At 59.1% G+C, this 20258-nt stretch carries 19 protein-coding genes; 16 read left to right on the forward strand and 3 right to left on the reverse strand.

The genetic code is table 11. The annotated features are described in order from the left end of the window. Positions 1–19 precede the first annotated feature (19 nt). The 3 genes from ssb to BMW75_RS09865 all read left to right on the forward strand — a co-directional run bounded on the left by ssb (position 20) and on the right by BMW75_RS09865 (position 2931). A complete protein-coding gene (gene ssb, locus BMW75_RS09855) occupies positions 20–490 on the forward strand; it encodes a single-stranded DNA-binding protein (protein WP_092578913.1) in 471 nt (156 codons plus the stop codon). Between the two features lie 225 nt (positions 491–715). After that, a complete protein-coding gene (locus tag BMW75_RS09860) occupies positions 716–2149 on the forward strand; it encodes a P-loop NTPase family protein (protein WP_139208514.1) in 1434 nt (477 codons plus the stop codon). 20 nt (positions 2150–2169) lie between these two features. Continuing rightward, positions 2170–2931, forward strand: a complete 762-nt coding sequence (locus tag BMW75_RS09865; protein ID WP_139208515.1) for a hypothetical protein — start codon at positions 2170–2172, stop codon at positions 2929–2931. Here BMW75_RS09865 and BMW75_RS09870 read toward each other — a convergent pair. Next, positions 2928–4031: a hypothetical protein gene (locus BMW75_RS09870; RefSeq protein ID WP_139208516.1), complete on the reverse strand. Its 1104-nt coding sequence runs from the start codon at positions 4029–4031 to the stop codon at positions 2928–2930. The genes BMW75_RS09865 and BMW75_RS09870 overlap by 4 nt on opposite strands. Before the next feature lie 52 nt (positions 4032–4083). Here BMW75_RS09870 and BMW75_RS09875 point away from each other — a divergent pair, with 52 nt between their 5' ends. Genes BMW75_RS09875 through BMW75_RS09890 form a run of 4 tightly spaced genes read left to right on the forward strand, consistent with a single transcriptional unit; the run spans position 4084 to position 9347 of the window. Then, positions 4084–4977 carry a tetratricopeptide repeat protein gene (locus BMW75_RS09875; RefSeq protein WP_175493135.1) on the forward strand — a complete coding sequence of 298 codons (894 nt, stop codon included), beginning with the start codon at positions 4084–4086 and terminating at the stop codon, positions 4975–4977. Between the two features lie 4 nt (positions 4978–4981). Then, on the forward strand, positions 4982–6895 hold the full coding sequence (locus BMW75_RS09880) for a hypothetical protein (protein WP_092578923.1): 1914 nt from the start codon (positions 4982–4984) through the stop codon (positions 6893–6895). Next, positions 6892–8862 (forward strand): DEAD/DEAH box helicase, encoded by a 1971-nt coding sequence (locus BMW75_RS09885; protein WP_092578925.1) that lies wholly within the window; start codon positions 6892–6894, stop codon positions 8860–8862. Before BMW75_RS09880 ends, BMW75_RS09885 begins: the two co-directional genes overlap by 4 nt. After that, entirely contained in the window at positions 8859–9347 is a 489-nt protein-coding gene (locus tag BMW75_RS09890) for a hypothetical protein (protein ID WP_092578927.1), read from the forward strand. Before BMW75_RS09885 ends, BMW75_RS09890 begins: the two co-directional genes overlap by 4 nt. A 598-nt stretch (positions 9348–9945) precedes the next feature. On the opposite strand, the gene BMW75_RS09895 is transcribed toward BMW75_RS09890, so the two are convergent. Next, complete coding sequence (locus BMW75_RS09895) at positions 9946–11079, reverse strand: toprim domain-containing protein (RefSeq protein ID WP_076515734.1); 1134 nt, start codon at positions 11077–11079, stop codon at positions 9946–9948. A gap of 162 nt (positions 11080–11241) precedes the next feature. Between BMW75_RS09895 and BMW75_RS09900 the strand changes: the two genes are divergently transcribed. From BMW75_RS09900 to BMW75_RS09935, 6 genes are all read left to right on the forward strand, one after another. Further along, positions 11242–11991 carry a DsbC family protein gene (locus BMW75_RS09900; protein WP_217646940.1) on the forward strand — a complete coding sequence of 250 codons (750 nt, stop codon included), beginning with the start codon at positions 11242–11244 and terminating at the stop codon, positions 11989–11991. Between the two features lie 75 nt (positions 11992–12066). Next, positions 12067–12294, forward strand: a complete 228-nt coding sequence (locus BMW75_RS09905) for a hypothetical protein (RefSeq protein WP_076515730.1) — start codon at positions 12067–12069, stop codon at positions 12292–12294. 1238 nt (positions 12295–13532) lie between these two features. Next, a complete protein-coding gene (locus tag BMW75_RS09920) occupies positions 13533–13964 on the forward strand; it encodes a hypothetical protein (RefSeq protein ID WP_139208517.1) in 432 nt (143 codons plus the stop codon). An 11-nt stretch (positions 13965–13975) separates the two neighbouring features. Then, complete coding sequence (locus tag BMW75_RS29950; protein WP_371466912.1) at positions 13976–14215, forward strand: DUF3717 domain-containing protein; 240 nt, start codon at positions 13976–13978, stop codon at positions 14213–14215. Continuing rightward, positions 14208–14741, forward strand: coding sequence for an NERD domain-containing protein (locus BMW75_RS29955; protein WP_092579119.1), 534 nt, complete (start codon positions 14208–14210; stop codon positions 14739–14741). Before BMW75_RS29950 ends, BMW75_RS29955 begins: the two co-directional genes overlap by 8 nt. Then, positions 14723–15220: a phage antirepressor KilAC domain-containing protein gene (locus BMW75_RS09935; protein WP_241137963.1), complete on the forward strand. Its 498-nt coding sequence runs from the start codon at positions 14723–14725 to the stop codon at positions 15218–15220. The genes BMW75_RS29955 and BMW75_RS09935 overlap by 19 nt, the downstream gene beginning before the upstream one ends. Positions 15221–16470: 1250 nt before the next feature. Here the strand turns inward: BMW75_RS09935 and BMW75_RS09950 are convergent. Further along, positions 16471–16992, reverse strand: coding sequence for a hypothetical protein (locus BMW75_RS09950; protein ID WP_092578943.1), 522 nt, complete (start codon positions 16990–16992; stop codon positions 16471–16473). Positions 16993–17166: 174 nt separating this feature from the next. On the opposite strand from BMW75_RS09950, the gene traW reads away from it, so the two are divergent. The 3 genes from traW to trbC all read left to right on the forward strand — a co-directional run bounded on the left by traW (position 17167) and on the right by trbC (position 19861). Further along, positions 17167–17907, forward strand: a complete 741-nt coding sequence (gene traW / locus BMW75_RS09955) for a type-F conjugative transfer system protein TraW (RefSeq protein WP_254791976.1) — start codon at positions 17167–17169, stop codon at positions 17905–17907. Continuing rightward, positions 17904–18956, forward strand: coding sequence for a TraU family protein (locus BMW75_RS09960; protein WP_054470987.1), 1053 nt, complete (start codon positions 17904–17906; stop codon positions 18954–18956). The genes traW and BMW75_RS09960 overlap by 4 nt, the downstream gene beginning before the upstream one ends. A gap of 86 nt (positions 18957–19042) precedes the next feature. Then, the gene (trbC, locus tag BMW75_RS09965) at positions 19043–19861 is read left to right on the forward strand and encodes a type-F conjugative transfer system pilin assembly protein TrbC (RefSeq protein ID WP_092578945.1); all 819 of its coding nucleotides are present in this window, start codon (positions 19043–19045) and stop codon (positions 19859–19861) included. Positions 19862–20258 lie beyond the last annotated feature (397 nt).

Here is a 20258-nt window from a genome sequence, read left to right on the forward strand (position 1 = left end):
TTCCGAAGGAGAAATCAAGATGGCATCGGTCAACAAAGTGATTTTGGTTGGGAACCTGGGGCGAGATCCCGAGGTGCGCTACTCGCCGGACGGCGCCGCAATCTGCAATCTGTCTATCGCGACGACGTCGCAGTGGAAAGACAAGTCCTCCGGGGAACGGCGCGAGGAGACGGAGTGGCATCGAGTCGTTCTGTACAACCGCCTCGCGGAGGTCGCAGGCGAGTATCTCAAGAAAGGCCGCCAGGTCTACATCGAGGGCCGACTCAAGACGCGGAAATGGCAGGACAAGGACACGGGGGCGGACAGGTACAGCACTGAAGTCGTCGGCGATCAAATGCAGATGTTGGGCGGACGAGGCGGTGGTGAAAACGGGGGCGACGAGCAGCCCAGCTCCGCGCCGGCGCCGCACCGCAACGCACGCCCAGCCCCGCAGCAGCCGCAGACCGCCGGTTCCTCGCTGGCGGATATGGACGACGACATTCCGTTCTAACCGGGATTTCGATCCACGCTCGCACAGAGCAACAACCCCGGCAAAGCGCTAGCTAGCCGGGTTTTTTTTTGGCCGAGGCGTTCGGAGAACGGGGCGATCGAGCCACGCTTAGGTTGTGGCGTCCGTATGGCCATTGTCCTAGTGTCATAATGTAAGAAAATGCAGCGCCCGCTTCGAGGTCCGCTCGAAAGGCGACCTCCATTTCTCAGAGAACGCAGAAGGTCCATGACAAAAGTGCGGAACCCGAACAAACCGAAGACGTCGGCGAAGAAAGCAACGAAAGCAACGAAAGCGACGAAAGCAACAGAAGCTGCGGCAGACGCGAAAACGAGAGTGGAGTTTTCGCGCTCGGTGAAAACAATTTTGTTCAGGAGAACAAACGGTCGATGCTCCATCCCGCGGTGCCAGAATCCAACGATGGGGCCTTTCATCGATAACGAGGGGGCGGTGAACATGGGGATCGCGTGCCACATTTACAGCGCCTCTCCTAACGGGCCTCGCGGACAGGGCGGGAAAGACGAGGCGTTTCTAGAAAGCGCACAGAATGGTATATGGTGTTGCACTAAGCATGGCAGCCTCATAGACAAGAATGACGGGGGCGACTACCCCGCTGAGATACTGTTTAAATGGAAGGCTCTTGCGGAAGCTCGAACTCTCAAGGAGATGAACGATCAGCCGTCCCCGTTAGGCTGGGTCGAGAGTATCGAATTCACGCAGTTCCGAGGGCATGCCGATGGCCCAAAAATAGTCTTGTCGCGGAACTCGCTTTTATTGGGTTGCAACGGGAGCGGCAAGACCCTCCTGCTGGAGGCAGCTGCAAGCGTAAGCCACGAAGAGTTTGCATGGCGGTTCAAGGACGAAAGAAGCTCTGTTCAACAGGCCGAGGACGATGTGCGAGTTAAGGTGGTCTACTCGACTGTGGATACACCGGCCAAGGTGGTTCGAATCAACGTGGCGGGAACGCGTGTGGCGCGGTTCGAAGGTGAGGCGCGCACCCGGCTCCCGCCGGCAGATTTGGAGGTGATATTCGCCGCGTCATGGGTTCGAGGTCCGACTCGTGGAGAAGGGGAGGACGACGTGGACATGTTGGCAACGATGTTGTGCGTCGACCGCGCGACGGTCTTTGCATTGCTAGAAAATGAACGTAGAGAGTTCGTGCCTTTTCCGTTCCAGTGGCAGCACGTTCACGAGGTTGAATTGGAGCAAGAGCAAGAAGACGACTACGACTACGACGACGAAGAGACGGACGGCGATGAAGCCGATACAGCAGTGGTACCGAAATACAAGGAAAACGGTGAGCCATTCCTTGAAGTGCGCTGCAAAATGGACGAAGACGGCAATTATCTCAGTTTCGAAAGTCTCTCCAGCAGTGAGCAAAACTGCGTCATTTTGGAGCTGTTAATCGCAAAGGCGCGGGAGACGTGCAAACATCGGCTGACGCTTCTTCTCATTGACGCCGAATCAGCCTACCGGCTGTCCGACTATGGCTTTGAACGTCTTCTGGTAACGCTAGCGGGCGAGGACTTCCAGTCCGTCGTCGCGTTGCCGGGAGGACGTGAAGACTACGCCGAGAAAATCCGAACCAATACGATCCCGGAGGCGCTCAGTTTCCTGGAGCCTTGGCAAGTCGTTAAAGTTCAGAACGGGCTGAAGGAGTGAGGCTCAAGGAGGTATTTGCTGTGGATCAATCGAGAGTTTTGCAGGCGGTCAACAATGAGGCAGAGATCATGAAGGCTGCGACTGATCGCACATCTCTCAGCTTCGTGGAGTATGTCGCGGCTGCTGTCGCGGACGCACTGAGCGCCTTTGGTGTGCCGGGCGCCTCGATACTGGGGGCGGCCGCTAAACAGGCCTTACAAGCTCGTTTTGAGCGCCGTGCACAAGAGGCGAGTCAGATCCTCCTGGAGGAGATCCGATCCGGTGCCGCCCGGCCTCAGGATATTCCACTGGAAGAACCTGCTGCCATCATGCTGCGCTACGCCCGCGCGGTTCATGAGGGCGTCGGGCGACTGAACCTGCGGCTGCTCGCTTCTATATTGGCCGGACAATTGGCTCGTGAAGCGGTCTATGCGGACGAGTTCTATCGTTGGGCGGATGTTTTAGCTGGCTTGACCCCGGAAGAAGTCGTGGTGTTGGCAGGCTACCTGCGCCATATGCCAGAAGATCTGCGCACGGTTCGCCTGGTTGAGCTGGGGGCGGAAGTCTATCAGGGTATCTATGGGTCGGACACGGACCATTGGGGTGCCTTCGAAGCGACAAGAGGCGCTTTGCTCCGTACCGGACTTCTATCGATCTCTGCCACGGGGGGCGCGATCGGCGGCGGGACTAATATCGTGTTTGCCCCAACAGCCAAGCTCCAGGAATTGGGGAGGTTGGTCGAAATGCAGGGCGTACTAGATCGTAGCGGGCTGGCTGGGGCAAGCCAGCGCCCCGCAAGCTAAGTTTTTCCCGCGCCGCCGCCCGCGGCGTCGACCAGCCCGTCGTACTTGCGCATACGGTGCGGCGGAGGAATGTTGAGGTCCTGGCTCCAACGCGTGATGGTGGTTTCGGACACGTCGAGTATCTGGGCGAGCTCACGGTTCGTCCGGACGCCTGCGCGCTCCTTCCATTCGGCGATCATCTTCGCCATGCTGCCGCTCTTGCCGGCGATCTGTTTCCAACGGTCGTTCTGCTGCTTGACCTGGTCGAACTTTGCGCGGAACACCAGTCGAGCACGCTCCAGCACTTCGTCCGGCAGAGGGGCGATGCCCTTCATGTACGCGCTGAGGGTATTGGGATTGCTGCTCAGTGCTGCCGCCAGCTCGGGAATCGTCATTTGGAGCTTGGTCTTAATTTCGCGCAGCTCAAGCTGCCCCGCGGACGCGATTTTTGCGGTCCGGGGGGCGCGTGCCGGTTTTGCCGGCAGCGTGGATAGCTCGGCCAGGGGGACGGGCGCCCCGGGCAGTTGTCCGTCCAGCGGTGGAATCGGCACCGGGATCCAATCTTCGCGAGCTGGGGGCGCCGCCAGCGCTGCGGCAAGTTGTGCGTGGGCTTTCTTGGCCATCATGGTCGTATCGAGGCGGAGAGTATCCGATTCTACAGGGACAAGCGCGGCCCCAACCTTGGGGTCGTCCAGGTCCGCAGTGAAGGGTAGCTCGGAATCGTAGGGATTGCGCGTGTAGTCAAGAACGAGATTGCGTGCGCAGCCCTTGAGCGCGCCCCATATGGCATCGGGATCCCGCATTCGAGGTAGAAGCCGGATTACGACGACCGCCGCGAGTTCACTCAACAGCTCTTCCAGTCGGTCGCTTCCCAGGTGCCCGTAGCGCCGCAGTGCGCTCCAGGCGATCGCCCGGATGTCTGGGTTGGTCAGAACGAGCCGCGCGATTTGGTCAGAAAGCTGCTTTTCTTGCTCGGTTCCTCGATGTTGGACGTACTGGCGGCAGAGCAACCGGAGGTCTGCCCCGCGACCAATCGGGTTGAGATCTGATCGATTTTTTATCATAAGATTTATATAAATCAGATAGTTGACACCTCTAAATGTTAACATCGCCAGGGTCAAAATCGTCTGCGTGAGAGCCTGAATGTCGTGCCGAAAAGAGAAACTCGCTGCAATGGCCCTGGTGACGGTCTGCTTATCGGCACCGGCGTCAGTTCATGCCTCCAGTGGGGTGATGGAGGCGCTGACGGACGGCGTGAAAAGCGCGTTTCGCATAGGCAATGACGGACTTGGGGCGAGGGGAGACGCGGCCAAGCTTTGGTCCGCACACATGTCGGGCGACCGGGAGGCGCTGGACCGCCTTGGCCTTATGGCTCGGCGTGGCAATCCGGAAGCCAAGGCAATCCTCGGATACGCCTTCGACAACGGTATCGGTGTGCCCCGTGACAGCGCACGTGCGGCCTCCTATTTCTCGGAAGCCAAGAAGAAGGTGCCGCTTGCGGCCTACAACCTCGGTGTCCTGCTCAAGGAAGGGCGCGGCGTGCCGGCGGATCCGCGCGAAGCGCTGACGGCCTATCAACAAGCTGATGGGATCGGCCCCGCAGCCGCGATGGCTGCGAGTCTGTTGTTTTCGCAAGGGCGCACGGCCGAGGCACTGGAATGGTCGGAGCGCGCGGCGAAATGGAAGAGCTCGTACGGGACATACCTGCATGCTCGTCTGCTTCTGGACACTGGCCGTGAGAAACAGGGCTTCATTGCGATGCGCAAGGCTGCCTCCATGAACTATCCGGATGCTATTGATGCGCTTGTGTACCTGTACCAGAGAGGCGTTGGCACGAAGCCTGATAACGCTATGGCGGCCGGGTACTGGATCATTGGACAAGTCGGTAAAGGGATCGCCAATGAGGACCAGGCCAGCGAGTTGGCGAAGCAATTTGGGCTGCCAGATCATGAGCATTTCAAGGCGGTCAGATTCGCGCGCAGATGGCTACTGGGCAGGGCGAAGTACACGCCGTTTGACTTCTCCCGCACTTTGGAACCCGGGGACCTAAGCAAAAAGGGGAGTTGAGGCTATGGCCCTTGGCGCAAATAACAAACTACCTTTGCGCATTGCGCGCGTAACCCTGTTCTGGTGGGTCCTGCTCACCATCGTCGAGTTCGGAGACAACCCCCTGGGAGTGCTTTCCTACCTCGCCACAGAGGAATTTGACTGGCGCACTTCGCTGCTGGTCATCCTCGCGTCGTCGGCGACTGTCGCCGCCGTAATTTTCGTCCAGCGGGAGCTGGCCCGGTCTCGTATCCAGCCCACGGCACTATTGGGAATTGAGTGCTCGATTGGTGAAGTCCCAACCTCTTTCAATGCTCTACCGAGAATCCGAGACCCGCGAAAAGAACGGTTGGCACTGCCTCCGGCACTGGATGTGTGGATGGTGCAGGCGAAAGCCACCTGGCCGGCACACCATAACCTCCTTTTGGCGGTATGGGACACATACTGCGCGCACAAGCACTACCCAGCATCGCATCGACGTGGCGGACATGCATCCAGGCGGCTGCACGAGCATTGCGCGGCAGTAGCCGTCAAGGCGTTGGAACTCGCGCCAGGCTTCGAGTATTCCGGCGTGTATGTGAAAGCGCGTCGTCGAAAGACGTTCAAAGTCTTGGATAAGAAAGACCCCGCCTACAAGCTCTTGCCGCAAGACCCGCTCATCGCTGTTATAGGAATGGCGCATGACATCGGCAAGCTTCTCGTGTACCGAGTCTCTGCGAAAGGCGATATCGTCGCCAACGCGGAGGAAGCTGGAAACACCAGCCATGATGATGACAAAGGCGTGGTGCATGACGTGCTTGCACCGCGGTTACTGTCCAGGATGCCGGAGTACTGGGAACTGCCAGACCACGATCGCGAGGCGCTGAGCGTTGCGCTGGCTCATTACCATCATCCGAGTGACTTTCCTATCGACAAGTACGGTCTTCCGGTCGATGACCGTGCTGCCGCGCTAATGGGAATTCTGGTAGCTGCCGATCGGGCCGTGGGCGCCGAAGAGACCGGCGTCAGCGCAAGCCAAGATCAAGAGGTCGACGATTATGACGCGGACCAAGTATGGGAGGCGCTGGTCTCGGTTCTTTGCGAGCCGGGTCGAATCAACGGCACGGGAGACCCGGAGAAAGATGCATCCGTACGGATTGGCCAGAAACACGAGGGAAAGATCTTCATCCGCGAACATGACTTACGGAATCTGGTTCTCAAAAGGCTTGGTGAGACCATCTCTAGCGGGCCTGATCGGTACAAAATCACTTGCGCGATCCTGGCCGCCCTCTGTGACCGTGGCCTGTTGTATGCCGAGCATCGGAGCGTGTCCTTCTCGCCGCACCTCCCAATGTATAGCGTTGGGCTCTACCACGGGAAGACAACAAAGCACATTACAGATTTCGCGCCGGCCATTGTCATGCATTCGCCGCCACCGACGATGGCCGAGCTGGGACGATTGACCTACTTAGCCGACCACGTCGCCACAGCTGTGATAAAGGCCGCGTCGTTCTACCACCTGCCTGTGCCGCCATCGGAATCCTGGATCCAGGAGAAGAACGCCGCTGCGTTCGGGGCACCGACTGGCCTGAGCGCTGACTGCCCAACAGAGGATGGCGCACCTGACCAATTGACACCGCCGCAGGAGTCCGAATCCGGGAACGCGCGGCCAAGTGATCGCGACGCGCAGCGAGCGCTCGCCGATGCCATGGCCGACCTCGAAGAGGAGGCGGAGGAAGAGGCGTTGCTCCAGTTTGTCGCCGAAGAAGAGGCGTCAGGGAAGCCCAAGAAAGGTGGCGCATCTAAGCCTGGGCGTCGCCCGCTTGGCCTGGCCGCGCTTGATCCGACAGCGTCGGCGGAGATGAGCCGAGTCGTGATGCAGGCCCTGGAAGCCCAGCAGCATCGCAAAAAGGCGGCCGTCGAAGCGGGCAAACGCTCAACCACACAGGAGGCCGAATGAACGCGACTGCGGTTAATCACATTGACGCTCTCTGGAAGTCTTTGGCCAAAGCGGGGGTCGATTCCCGAGAAGCAGCATTGCTCATCGCGCCGGCGGGATATCACGACTACAGGCAGCCATCCACCATCTTGCCCGTGGCAAACCAAGGCAGCGAGTCATATGTCTTGGTGGCCTGCATTTCCATTGTCTTCATGACCCAGAGCGGGCGGCCGGTCGACCGGGAAAGCATGGAAGCTGGGCGAGTGTTCGTAAGGGCTTCGGACTCGGCCGGTAGCGAGGCAGATTTCCACTGCTACGGTGATATGGCGAATTGGCGGACAGTGATGCCGGGCGACGATATCTTCGTTGCAGGTGTACTGAGGTCGTCGCACGGGCGCGCTTCCATGGTCAATCCGTCTTTTATCGCTGCGGACGCAAGAGGGGGCGTACGGCCGTTCTATCGAGGAAAGCAGGGGGTGTTAGGAGGTGACAAGATCCGGTTAGCGGTGCATAGCGTTGGCCCAGACGGGATCCCGGGGGCGGTCGCCCTTCTGTCGCAGCGAACAGGCATGGATGCCGACGCCATACGGGCGACGATTGACATGCCTGCGGAGAGTCTGATCAGGCAACTACACTGGCCCGATTCCCTCGCCGACGCCACCCAATCGCTGGCCGCAGCCCGTGCCTTATCGCTCGCCGCGATTGCCTGGAAGGTTGGCGCGAACCGTGAACGCACCAATCAGCCGAAATCTCGAATTGTCTTGACTGTGGAAAGACTGGCCGAGTTGATAAAGATGGTGCCCTATCCTATGACGAAGGACCAGCGGCGGGCGGTAAAGCACATCATGGACGATTTGAGTTCGAACCTGGCCATGGCACGGCTGCTGTCGGGTGATGTTGGGACAGGCAAGACTGCGGTGTATCTGGTTATCGCCGCAGCTGCCAGCGAGGTTGGCGCCCGCGTGGCAATAGTGTGTCCGAGTCGCCCTTTGGCCGCCCAGGTCCACTCCGAGTGCGTTGCATTCTTTCCGCACATTAAGGCGGTGTGCATGATCGCTGGCGCCAAGCCCAAGGACGTAGATGACGCGTTGGTGATTGGGACGACCGCGATCATCTCGTGGGCAAAGAAGGGCGGCAGAGCGTTCGACCTCGTGATTGTTGACGAACAGCAGAAGTTCTCGACGGCTCAGCGTGCCGCCTTGGTCGGTCCGTCCACGAATCTACTGGAAGTCACTGCGACGGCGATTCCTCGCACCGTGGCGCTGGTAGGGTTGGCCGGGATGGACGTGTCGGAGTTGCGAGAGGTTCCAGTCACCAAGCTTGTCCGGACGCGATTGGTGGATAGGGAAAAGGCCCAACAGCTATCAGCGTTTGTGAAGGACTTGATTGCGAAGGGCGGCCAGGCTGCGTTGATCTACCCATTGGTGGACGGAGACGACGACCAGGCAAGCGGCACCTCGGCGTTTCGTCGGTTTCCCGCACATTTCAGCGACCGCGTTGGATTCGTGCACGGGAGAATGAAGGACGAGGAGAAAGATGAGGTTCTCAAACGGATGAGAGAGAAAGAGATCGATCTGCTCGTCAGTACAACGCTAATTGAAGTCGGGGTGACGCTGCCGTCGCTGGTTTGTATGGTCGTGGTTCATCCCGAACGATTCGGCGTCACACAGCTGCACCAGTTGCGGGGGCGTCTCGCTCGCACGGGCGGAAAGGGCTACTTTTTCATGCTTCTGGACGGCGAGATTAAACAGGCGAGCCTTGACCGGCTCCGCCTGCTTGAAGAGTGCGCCGACGGGTTTAGTCTAGCGGTTCGCGATGCTGCGATGCGCGGGCCTGGGGATGTGTTTCATGACCTGGGGGCGCAGAGCGGCGCGACTCGATCGCTCTTTATGGGGATAGAGCTCACGTACTCAGACCTGGAGCATGCCGCTCTGCGGGCCCTTGCTTTCGAGGCGGAAAGTCGAATTGCCGGTCAGGGGGCGCAATGACGGACATGGTCAACTTCGACGTCGCGACATGGGAGGCGCGTTGTGAATCACTCCAGGCGATGGCCCATGCCGGATGCGGACTGAGCTATGACCTGTACCAGCAACGATTCAGTGCCGCCGTCGAAGAGCACATTGTTGGGCTTCCTGGCGAGATGAAGTCGCTCGCGATTTCTGTTGCCGTGCCTTTCGGCTACCTCGCGGCGGGGGAGTTGGCACAGGTTCAAATTGAACTGGCTGAGTGTGGCTATTGCACACACGGAATTGATCCGAACTGCTGCCCGTTGGGATGTGGTGATATCGACCACGACGACCCTGAAGAGCCTTGGCAGGAACCGCATCCGGAGGTCGACGAGTTTGACCTGCTACTGGAAGAGGTGCTCTGCGAGCTCCGCCTTGGCGCCGAACGGTTCGATCGGAAGCTGGCGGATGCGTTGGCACCGCTAAAAGGACGAGGTATCGCCTCTTCTGATCTTCCCGCGCGGTGAGTGGCAAGCCCCGGGTAAAAAAAAACCCTATTCCAAAAGGAATAGGGTTTGCTGGCTTATACGCGATACAGCACCGGTCTCGGAACTACGGAGGATCGGGGCTTATCTGCCGGCCAAAGCTTGTGCGCGATGGTCACGTCGTCGATCTTTACCCTCCCGTCAGTACTTACACGCCTCCGTACCGGGGGCGCAGCGTACATGCCAGGAACAGGCACCCAAGGATGTGTGCCTCGTTTGCCTGGGCGTTTGATCAGCGGTCGAAGCCACAAAAGCGACTTTCCCGATATGGACACTACCTGATAGTAATCCACGTCTGTCGTCGATCTTCCCCAAACAGCCTGGTAGATGTCTCCGACTTGGTTCGAAGTCGCATGCTCCAGCTTTGCGGCGGAAGCCTTTGCCTTGCGTTCCATTTCCTCGACATAGGCGTCGACGTCAAGACGCATTGCTTCGGCGCTTTGGTACGCGCGGTGAAAGTCAGGCCTTCTCTTTCGCCCTGAGAAGGCGATTGCGGCCTGATGGTCTTTCCGCACGTAGACCGCATAGCCAACCCTAACGTCAAATCGGAATTTGGCATAGTCGGCTGGCATGTTGCTCACTATCGGGTACTGGGTTCGCCGCATGATGAGTTCCTTTGCTGCTGTTGCAGCTGAGACAACTTCCATTGGAGAAAGCCATTTACATCCCAGTCTTCTTCCGGTGTGACCGACGTGAACGGTTCGGGATAAGTGAGCACGCTCACGTTGGCCCCGACGTCAGTCATGACCTTCAGAAGGCCGTTGGCCTTATGCACAGCACGCTGGCCAGCTTCATCACCGTCGACAGCCAGAAGGACTGACTTCCCCGAAAGGTTTTTGAACCACTCAGGACGCCAACGGCCCGCGCCAGGAACGCCGATTACGTTCTTCTTCGTGCCCAAAACAATCGACGACAGCAAGTCGATTGGACCCTCAACGATGGTGTAGTCGTTCGAGCCTTCGTTCGCCCAAAAGTAGGGAAACATGGGGCCGTAGAAAAGCAGCTTCACCTCCTCTGCGCTCTGGGGCTTCCGAATCAATCGGAACTCAGCGGAACGCGCGTTATGGGTGAAGCAGGCCAGCGGCCGATAGCAGATTGCTGGCACCTTGGAATCAGGTCTCAACATTCCGCTCTTGACCAGGAGTTCGTGCCCGACAACGTCGAACAGCCATTCCTTTGCACGTGCCGGATTACCCGGCAATGTGGCCAGCACACCTCGCTTGATCGCTTCCTTTGCTACATCAGCGGTGATGCCGCGGCCGGCAAGGTACTCCATCACTCGACCGTCCGGAGGCAACTTGCTCCCCCGAATATGCGCGAATACCTCGCGCAAGGCGGCTTCATCGCGTGGAGTCTCCTTGGATTTGGCCTCGGTTGCGCGGATGTGCCACTTTCGAATGGTGCTACCCATCGAAGGTAGTCCACCCGCGAGTCGCCGCGCCGCTTCGGGCACCTCAAGCTGCCAATAGAAGGCCGCGGCGTCGATGACGTCGCCGCCCTCTTCACAACGAAAGCAATGCCAACGGGTTTTTCCACCGGTTGTTTTGACACTCGTCCTAACCGACTCTGGAGGTCCTAGACCGCAAGCAGGGCACCCGGAGAACCTAATGGAGTCCGAGTGCATCGCTTTCGCCTTCAGTCCCATTACCTGTTCAAAGAACGCGGCAACAGGGAGCTTTTGCTTAAGTCCGTCGAAATCGACTGTTTCACTCATGATTCCCACTCCTATGTGCTCGCCTTGGCGAGTAATGACCTATTGCGGCGAGGTGACGCACATCGTCCGGTGGCATCCAAAAAATTGACATGATGGGGTATGGATAAAATACGCTCATCGCAATAATATTGCTAAATGTCTATTACTCCATAGGAACAGGACGTGGGAAAACGATTTGGACTTCGCGCGAGCATCACGCTCGTTGCTTCTCTACTCGGGGGCGCCGCAGCTGCGTCGCCCGCCGCTGACCAGGTGCGCGCGACGCTGGAAGCCAAGTACCCGGGTTCCCCGCTCGGCACTGTGGCGGAATCGCCCGTGCCCGGAATATTCGAGGTCGTGTGGGGCAAGAATCTCGTGTACGTGGAGCAGACCGGCCGCTACTTCCTATTCGGGAATCTCTACGACATGGTGGGCCGTGCGGATCTCACGTCGCCCCGTCGGGCTGAGCTGACGAAGGTGGCGATGGATACGCTGCCGATGCAGGATGCGTTCGCTCGCGTGATCGGGAAGGGCGAGAGAAAGGTCGCACTGTTCACCGATCCGGATTGCCCGTACTGCCAGCGCCTTGAACAGGCGTTCACCCAGGTTGGAAACGTCACCATCTACACCTTCCTGTTTCCCCTGGACTCCCTTCACCCCAATGCGAACCTCGTGGCCCGGAAGATCTGGTGTGCTGGAGAGTCCGAGCGCGGGGCGGCCTATGACGCCTACATGGCTCGTGGCGCTCAGCCTGACAACGCCGGTCAGTGCGACAACCCCGTGGCGCGCAACGTGGAACTGGGGCGCAAGCTGAACATCCAGGGCACCCCGTATCTCATCGGAATGGACGGATCCACGAAGCCAGGCGCCTTGGCTCCGGCCGACCTCGACGCGTGGCTAAACGCGAGCAACCGGGTGAAGGCCGCACAGTAAAGCTGCTTTTTTCGTGCCGTCGCCCGCGGCTGCGGCACCGGAAAAGCAGTTTTTTTGTCAGCACTGGAGAGAGCTATGAACGCTGAATTGCCAATCACATTGCCTTCGGGACGCCGTGCCGTGTTCGTGGGTTACGGAACTCAGGCCACCCAACCGGACAATTGCCATCTCCGCCGGGAGGCCGTCGCAGTGTTCCACGGGGAAACGGGCCGCGAAGGCAAGCATGAGCGCCTGACGTTCACCAAGCGTTTCGCCGACGCGCATATCCTCAGCGCCGCGGTAGTGACCAGCTCGGGCCAATAGCGGTAAAGGACGCTCATATGACCATGGAAAGCCAACGCACAACATGCGGGCGGGCGGGAGGGCAGCAGACCTCCGATTGCGAGGTGTTGGCGGCACTCGCCTTTCTTGCCGGGTTCCAGGGTGGGGTCACTCTGGCGCCTATGGAGAGCGGAGAGTGGGAGGTTCGGCCGGTCAATCTGGCTGGAGACAACAACCAATATCCCGCGTACGGGAAGGGGGGGACGGTTGAAGTGGCCATTTTGCGTGCTCACGCTGCTCAAGCCGAAGCGGCTGGGTTCTGCGTTCCGATTGGGGAGCCCGGAAGTGCTTAGCCCTCGCCGAGTGCTTACCCCGAGGGCTTCGAAAGCAGGGGCCAACCTCGTTTGTCACTTGCTTGGAATGTCGGTTGAGCGTGCGCTTGAGCTCGCCGAGCAACTTCCCCCCGTCGGTGGCGGGACTGGCGCACTCGGCGGCGGAGGTGAAAAGTACCGCGCCCTTTCGATACTAGCCCGGGAGGTTCGGGCGCTGGAAAATTCCCCGGTGGCTGCGAACATCCAGAAAGGTACTTTCGCGCCGAGCGAAGTCGCGATGGCCGAGTGTGCCGCCGATGAACTGGTGGCGACCACTTTCTTGGTTCCCCAGTCGGTGCCAGATAAGTACGCGGCTCTTGCGGTGCTGAGCTCGGAGCTTCGTCGCTTGCGGGCACTGACTGGAGGCTCCGGACAATGAGACTCATGACTCGAAGCGGCTCGCTGCTCCCAATCGTCTCCCGTGACCTTCTTCGCAGGCTCTGGCCTGCATGCAGTGAACAGCTGCTTCCCATCACGAGTGATGATGCAGCGCAGGCCATCGTGCTCGCAAATGCGGAGGGCTTCTGTTGGCATGTGGACGATCAGGATCTTAGTGCCACTGCTTCCCGACAGCTTGGCCTTTACCCGTTGCAGACCGCCGCGAGCCGGTTGGACCGGGGCGCGCTCGGTCGGGAGGGGCTAGTCGTGGATTGGTTGGGCGGCGCAGAGAAAAGCCTTGGCTGGTGGAAGTTCATGGTAACTGGCGAGTCGTGCTGACGGACAGAAGGAGAATAGGATGCCTGATCAAAAAGAGGGAGCTCAGCTTGTCGTGACTCCTGGGCGGCTCATCGAGCCGTCGACGCGGCCTTTGCAACTTACCGCACAGGTAAGGTATGCGGCCGAGCGAGCGCGTGAAGTGCTTCTTCATCCCTCTCTTGCATGGCGTATTCGGGCTGGGAAAGCCGAAAAATGAGCAAGACTGGCATATGTGCGGAAGCGGTGATGGGACCATCCGAGGCCGACCTCGCTACCGCGATTCGACGCGTCAAGGATGCTTTCTATCCAATCGCGCAGGAACCCTTGGGGGAGACCTGCAAAGCTGCGATCTCACTTGCCTTGTCGTGGCTGAACGCCTACGAAGCTCAGGCGGAGCAGGGAAAGGAGGAGAACGTGCATGGGGTGATTTGCTCGACATATCAGCTGGAGGGTTACACCGACGCGCTAGAAAAGGCCGGGCTGCTTTCGCGCGAAGCGTTGTTTCGGCTGCGCGCAAGAGTATTTGCAGGCCACCAAGCTGCGATAGACGCCATTGCGGAAAAGTACCAGCTTCAGGAGGTGGAAGTTAAGACGATCTTTTCCCCCTCATGGGAACGAATTACAAGTGGGTCCAAGCTCCACTAGCAGAGGCGATGATGCGCTCGATTGGAATCAGTGAACTGGAAGCGGTGATCAATGCGTGGCGGGAAGCCGGCGAATCGGACGGCGTTACGCTTTCGGCTGAAGTCCGGGCTTTGGCTGACATCTACGGGGCAGCCATATTCAATAGAGCGACCGTGATCGACCCCACCAGGTTGAGCGCTTCGGTCCGATCAGCAATGCGGGGCCCGATAGCGGCTGGAGATCTGCGGAATATGGCGGAACACGATGACTGAGCTCCTGCCGGCGGGCCCCTGGGCTGCTCTCGCGGCTTTTGCCGCTCTGGTCTGCTGCTATGTCGTCATCGTACGCGCGGTGCGACGTAGGTACTACAGCTGGCGAGGCCGCAGAATCGAACGGGCAGCCGCGCGCAGGCTCACCATCAGGTTGCCACTTGGCTGGACGCTGACAAAGAACGTCCCCGTACCGGGCCACGGCGATGCAGATATTCTTCTTACCGATGCGCATGGCCAACGGTGGGTCGTGGAAGTGAAGTCATACGAGAGCATTCGGCGCACGTCATGGTTGCTACGCATTTTCGGTAGGCCTGAGGTGCGTCGCGCGTCGGGCAGGTTTTTTGAGCGAAATCCTATCGCGCAGGTTGTCGGGGTCGCGGACGCATGTCATGCGCGTCCGGTTCTCTGGTTGCCTTACGCGAAAGGACGCACATTCATCACGCGAAGTGGTGTGATCGTGGTACAGGGCTCCTCGCGTCAACTTATGCGCGCGGTTGGCGGTTGCGCATGGTGGCAGTTCTCCTGAGGGTGATTCAGATGGAGCGTCTACTTTCAAAACAAGAAGTCTGCGAGGCGACAGGTCTCCAAGCCAAAGAGCTTGGAGACGCACTTCGGGACGAAACTTTTCCGGCGCCGACGCATCAAGCAAAGGGAACGCGCTACTGGACCGAATCAGCCGTCGCAGAATGGAAGCGACGGCGAGATCGCACACCAAAAGAGCAGCGGGATTGCTTTACCGTGGCGGAGGTGGCGGCGGAGCTTCAGATGAAGCAACTTGAGTTGTTTGCAACGCTAAGAGCGCACGGCCTTCTCATGGAATCCGCCGATCCATACCGTCACAACAGGCCTACCGAGGAGGGCTTTCACCGGGGATGGTTCTGGCGCGTGGAGCGTTACTTGCAGTCCGAACGGAAAATGGTTTTTCAGACCATGATTACGTCTGTCGGAAGGCGTGAGATGGTGACCCTGGGACAGAAGTTGCTGCATGGCCTACCCACTGTCTGAAGACCGTGCTGTTTTCCTGTACTCGGCGTGGCTGATCAAGAGCACGCGTCAATCTGAGGACATTATCGCCCGGCTCCGAAGGGTTCACTCGGAGAAAGCAATGCGGCTGATCCTGGCGTACGCACAGATCATGGGTGAGCTGTGTCGACCAGTGACGCGGAACGAGGCCATGCGGATTGCCGACCTGCGCGTGTGTGTCCAGTTGGCGTGGCCTACGTTAGACACGCTGGGATGGCCTGATGGGTCTCTGCCAGACGAAGTGGTGCCGACGAGACGCGCTAACTGATTCAAAACAGGTCCGAACGGAATCGATCCGAATTCAAGATGACAGAAGAATGTGAACTGCTACTAAGCGGGGACCCGCCGCTCGCAAGATTGACGATCGCACAAACGCAGGCAATAGCGGAGTGGCGGCGCACGTGCAGAGTTGCGGTAAATCCGATATCGACTCCAGGGCAAGGATTTGGTTTCTATGCGCATAGGGTAAGGGACAATGGTAGCCTCGGGCTGGCTATTACCGGCCCGTGCGCGACCGAAAACGGCGCATGGGTCCTGGCCGCTTTTCGACTAGCACGCATAAAGCTAGGAGGTCTGGTCCTCACTTCTCGTGAGTTCGGATCAAGATGGCAGGCGAACACGCTTCGCTTGGACGGTTCGCTTGGCGTCCTAGAATGGCGGTCGAGGCTGGAGATTCGCTGGCTAGGCAATGCCTACATCGTTGTATCTGTGGATCGCCGGTACTTGGAGGGAGAAGTGCCGCGGGATGTGGAGCAACGTGTCGTGGCGACAAAGCTGTCCACGGTTTCCGCCGCTGCCGAGTTCGTGGTCCGATACATTGCGGATTTCGAGGGTGCGGCGGCCGATGATCGAGACGCCGCACTGGAGTCTCAATCGAGTTAATCATTTTTGGGCTCTACAGTCGTACGCCTGCCGGCAAAAAAAAGAGGCCTCTTCGTAATGAAGAGGCCTCAACTAGCGGGATCAATGGAGATCCAACTCGTACTGCGTCGCGGAGCACTGGGCGGTGCCCGAAGATGCAGAGCTTCGTGCGATTGAAGCACTCTCGCGAATGAGCCGTGCGAGGCTGTCGATGTAATTCGCGTCGTCCTCGGAGTGCATAACGTGTACCCAATCTGGACGCTCTCGGGCGACAAGACGCCGAGTGCGGCTGATCGGAAGAACAAAGCCGCGATCGTCGATGATCACCTCGCGAGGACGATTGGTGGGGCGATGGAATAGATCTATCGCTCTCATTGCAAGGTCTCTGCTTTGGCCACAAGATGGCTCTTGTACGTGTCCACCACCAGGTCGAGATAGGGCGACAGTGGAGCAAGCAAAAGCTGAAGGCGTCCTTCAGAGTAAGAAAGAAGCAGGTTCTTCGCCCTGTTCAGCCAAACCCCCAGGTGCGGTTGAAGCGGAATTCCTTCAACCGCCTCCCAGTCCCCCTGCGCGTGTACCAGGCGACCCTGAAAAGAAAGAGCATCTCCGAACCGGAGCAGGTTGACGTGGAGATCGAGGACGCGCATAGCGTCTTCGTCCCGGTACTCCGCAGCAATGCGGTGATACACGTCGGACGGTTCGACCTCCGTCATGACGTACGCCGTCGCGTAAGTGAACACAGACACCATGTCCACATAACCGAGCTGCATTAAAGCGAGCTCGATCGCGTCGTCCATCAAATGCGGGTCGCTGCTGGCCTGTTGAACCAAGCCGGGCAGCGCCTGCGTGAACAGACCTTTTACCGCGTTGTGAACCAATTTCGATTGTGACATGCCGACTCTCCCGTACTGGGTGGGCGAGGTACGCCCTATACGACCCAGTAGTGACAGGTGGCATTCATTCAGCGGTGTCACTCTTCAAAACGCAGCGCGGCCAAAAATCAACATAGAGCGGTGCAATAAAAACGCACACAATGGTATAACGCAGAGCTGTGGACCGCCTTCAAGATGAAGCGCGACAAAACCTTTAACAGGCAGCTGACCGTTATGGATCACAAAAGCGCAGCACTAAGCGGAATCGGGACGCCGGGACGGCGTTCACCAGCGCTAAATGCAATTGCGGCTCTTCTCACGCTATCGATGGCTTGCAGTGCATTTGCCGACGACCTCGGAAACTACGGCAGATCATGGGAAATCGAGGAGCAGGACGGGGTCGAGCAGATGAAAGACAAGCTCCGCGAAATGGAAAGGACTGGCGAGTTGAAGCGGCGCCAAGAGCAGTATCGAGACGAGTACATCGATAGCATCGAGAACCCGGCTCCAATCCCGGGCATCTCCACGGCGGCCGAAGATCGAGTGCGCACATTCGATCCGACGAAGACATTCACCGAAACCGTCTACGACGAGAACGGGGCCATCATGGTGCCGGCAGGCGTCTCGGTGAATCCGCTGGATTTCGCGACGTGGTCCAAGCGGCTTCTTTTCATAGACGCACGGGACGATCGGCAAGTGGAGCTCGCGCGTATTCACCGCGATGCCGCGCCCGCTGACAAGGTGATTCTTGTGGGGGGCTCGTACATGGAGCTGATGCGCAAATGGGGTACGCGCGTCTACTTCGATTTGGGCGGCGCTGTCACGACGCGGTTTGGAATCGACCGCGTTCCCGCATTGGTGTCGCAGCAAGGAAAGGTGCTGGAGATTCGCGAAATCGGGATGCCACCCGACGAGGCCGATGAGGTGGGCAAATGAGTAGCCAATTCCGAAGGGCGTTCAGGCGAGCCGTTTTCGCGGTAGCCCTCGCTTGTAGCGCCTTGTCCGCCAACGCGGACTCTCTGACCTGCGAAGGGGAGTTTCCAAATCCGATTACCGCCTACTGCTGGTCGTGCGTGTACCCGATTCGGCTCTTTGGGCAGGACCTTCTCAAGCGCGGCGGTGAGGATTTCGACACGGGCTTCAACAACGCGTTCTGCTTCTGCAAGAGTCCGCCTCAGGTGGGAGTTCCAACGTCGTTCTGGGAGATGGTCTACATGACCGACGTCACCACCGTTCCTTGGTGTTTTCCTCTGCTCGGAGGGGTAAGACTGAACGCGGGCATCAACGACAACAAAGTTGGTATGACCAGCCACAAGGAAACCGCGGGAATCGGCCCCTTGTCGCGCTCGACGTTCCGTTGGGTGCATGGCTACACCAACCCGCTAATGTACGTGCTCGATGTCCTACTTGACGCGGGGTGCCTCACCAAAGGAAGCATCAGCCCGGCGTGGCCGGCAGAAGTGGACCCAGCCTATGACGACTGGGAGCTTTCGACCACGATGAATCCGATCTCCTTCGCTGTAGCGAATATGGCGGGTATAGCCGCTGGCACAGTTGATGCGGTCGCCGCACTGGTGGACTTTCCGAGACCGGAGCTTTTCTGGACTGCTGGCGCATGGGGCAGCATATATCCCTATACCGGCTGGGTCTATCCGCACGTCAGCAACGACGCGACGTCGCGGCTGTTGAGCACCCGAATGCTGGCATGGCAGCACGAGTTCAAATCCATGGCCGCGCACTATGGCGAGGACGCCTCCTGCTCGCAGGCCGGGTACTGGCAGCCAATCATGGATAAGCGCCAATACAAGTTCCAGAGACTATGGCCTGTGCCGCAAACGAAAAAGATCGATGGCACTTGCTGCGGCCCCATCGGGCGATCCACGCTCCTCGCCGAGGAGGGGGTCGAAGTGCCCAGCGGGAAGTACCGAGATTTCGGTTATGGAATTTTTCGAAAACGGGACTGCTGCTCGGGCGCCTGGCCGTGATGCGCAGGGCTGATCCGCCATACCTATTCGATTTTTCTTGAGCGAGTCAAAAAGTGATTGGACACAAATTCGCGCCGCGTGCCGGCATGGCTATAGCCCTATCGCTGCACGTAGGTGCAGGAGCGCAGGTTCTGGGCTCGGTTCCAGAGGATATGCCGGCGATTCAACTTGAAATGCCGGGTGCGGCAGATATGAATGCCACAACAGAGAGCTTCCGTCGCGCTACGCAAGAAGCGCTTCGACAGGAAGGGACCAAGCTCGCACCATCTTTGAAGAATTTCGATGCTCCTGCGTCGGCAGCTGAACGTCAGCGTTACCGATCCGATGTGGAGGAGGCGCGGGCGCGAGTGCAGGGCCTCGACAAAGCTATCGCAGATTTCGAACGGGCCCAAGGCAGGGCGATGGGAATGGCACAAGGTGAAGGCGGCCATGGTGCTGTGCCCGAGAATGCCCTCATTGTCTTTGTGTCGTTCTCGATGCCCGAAAGCGTTTTGGAAAATCTCGCTGCCCAGGCAAAGGAAGCGGGAGCGACACTCGTGCTGCGGGGCATGAAGGAAAGCCGACTCTCCGCGACGCAGACAGCGGCGGCCAGCGTGAATCCCGCGGGCGCCACATGGGAGATCAATCCCAATCTGTTTTCTATGTTTAATGTGACTGCCGTGCCGACTGTCGTGCTCACTGGGGCAGCCTCCGCACTGGAGGAGGGCTGCCCTGAAGGCGCTTCGTCCTCCTGCTCACCTCGCAGCCTGTACGGTAAGGTGGAAGGTGATCTGTCCATCGTCGCAGCGCTCGACGTCATGCAACGGCGTAGCTCATCGCCGGCAGTGGCGGACGCGGCCAGGACGTGGCGCTCGGCGATCTTGAAGCAGAGGGAAGCCGCGGCACCGCCGGGAGGTCAGCGATGAAGACTTGTGCGCGAGCCTTCGTGTTGTCCGCGTTCGTCGCTATACACGCGCCCGTGTTGAGTCAGCAGGTATTGCCGGGCCTCGATACCGAACTATTGATTTCCGCTTTGAAGGCGCCAAGCGGCGAGGTGCTTGGCGAACTGGGCGGCCCGCACGCTGCTGCCATCAAGGCGGCGACACGTTCAACGCAGCCGGTCAATGTGCAAGTCCGGGTAGTCCGTCCGTTGGCGCAGGAGGGGTGTGCACGGCTCCAGGTAGACATTCGGCAAGGTGGCGTCCCGACCTTGGCCGGGACTCTCGTCGATGTGCAATTACCGAGTATTCAACTGAACATATGCGCTGACGGCGAGCCTCCCCTCGATGGGCCCAGGGGTATGGAGAGCGGCCCGTTCATGAG

The sequence above is a fragment of the Achromobacter sp. NFACC18-2 genome (genome assembly GCF_900108985.1).
Classification (GTDB): Bacteria; Pseudomonadota; Gammaproteobacteria; order Burkholderiales; family Burkholderiaceae_B; genus Achromobacter.

Bases quoted from the DNA above. Each gene is read 5' to 3' on its own strand.
- ssb (WP_092578913.1), top strand. From the start codon at position 20: ATGGCATCGGTCAACAAAGTGATTTTGGTTGGGAACCTGGGGCGAGAT.
- BMW75_RS09860 (WP_139208514.1), top strand. From the start codon at position 716: ATGACAAAAGTGCGGAACCCGAACAAACCGAAGACGTCGGCGAAGAAA.
- BMW75_RS09875 (WP_175493135.1), top strand. From the start codon at position 4,084: ATGGCCCTGGTGACGGTCTGCTTATCGGCACCGGCGTCAGTTCATGCC.
- BMW75_RS09880 (WP_092578923.1), top strand. From the start codon at position 4,982: ATGGCCCTTGGCGCAAATAACAAACTACCTTTGCGCATTGCGCGCGTA.
- BMW75_RS09885 (WP_092578925.1), top strand. From the start codon at position 6,892: ATGAACGCGACTGCGGTTAATCACATTGACGCTCTCTGGAAGTCTTTG.
- BMW75_RS09890 (WP_092578927.1), top strand. From the start codon at position 8,859: ATGACGGACATGGTCAACTTCGACGTCGCGACATGGGAGGCGCGTTGT.
- BMW75_RS09895 (WP_076515734.1), bottom strand. From the start codon at position 11,079: ATGAGTGAAACAGTCGATTTCGACGGACTTAAGCAAAAGCTCCCTGTT.
- BMW75_RS09905 (WP_076515730.1), top strand. From the start codon at position 12,067: ATGAACGCTGAATTGCCAATCACATTGCCTTCGGGACGCCGTGCCGTG.
- BMW75_RS09920 (WP_139208517.1), top strand. From the start codon at position 13,533: ATGAGCAAGACTGGCATATGTGCGGAAGCGGTGATGGGACCATCCGAG.
- BMW75_RS29950 (WP_371466912.1), top strand. From the start codon at position 13,976: ATGCGCTCGATTGGAATCAGTGAACTGGAAGCGGTGATCAATGCGTGG.
- BMW75_RS29955 (WP_092579119.1), top strand. From the start codon at position 14,208: ATGACTGAGCTCCTGCCGGCGGGCCCCTGGGCTGCTCTCGCGGCTTTT.
- BMW75_RS09935 (WP_241137963.1), top strand. From the start codon at position 14,723: ATGGTGGCAGTTCTCCTGAGGGTGATTCAGATGGAGCGTCTACTTTCA.
- BMW75_RS09950 (WP_092578943.1), bottom strand. From the start codon at position 16,992: ATGTCACAATCGAAATTGGTTCACAACGCGGTAAAAGGTCTGTTCACG.
- traW (WP_254791976.1), top strand. From the start codon at position 17,167: ATGAAGCGCGACAAAACCTTTAACAGGCAGCTGACCGTTATGGATCAC.
- BMW75_RS09960 (WP_054470987.1), top strand. From the start codon at position 17,904: ATGAGTAGCCAATTCCGAAGGGCGTTCAGGCGAGCCGTTTTCGCGGTA.
- trbC (WP_092578945.1), top strand. From the start codon at position 19,043: ATGGCTATAGCCCTATCGCTGCACGTAGGTGCAGGAGCGCAGGTTCTG.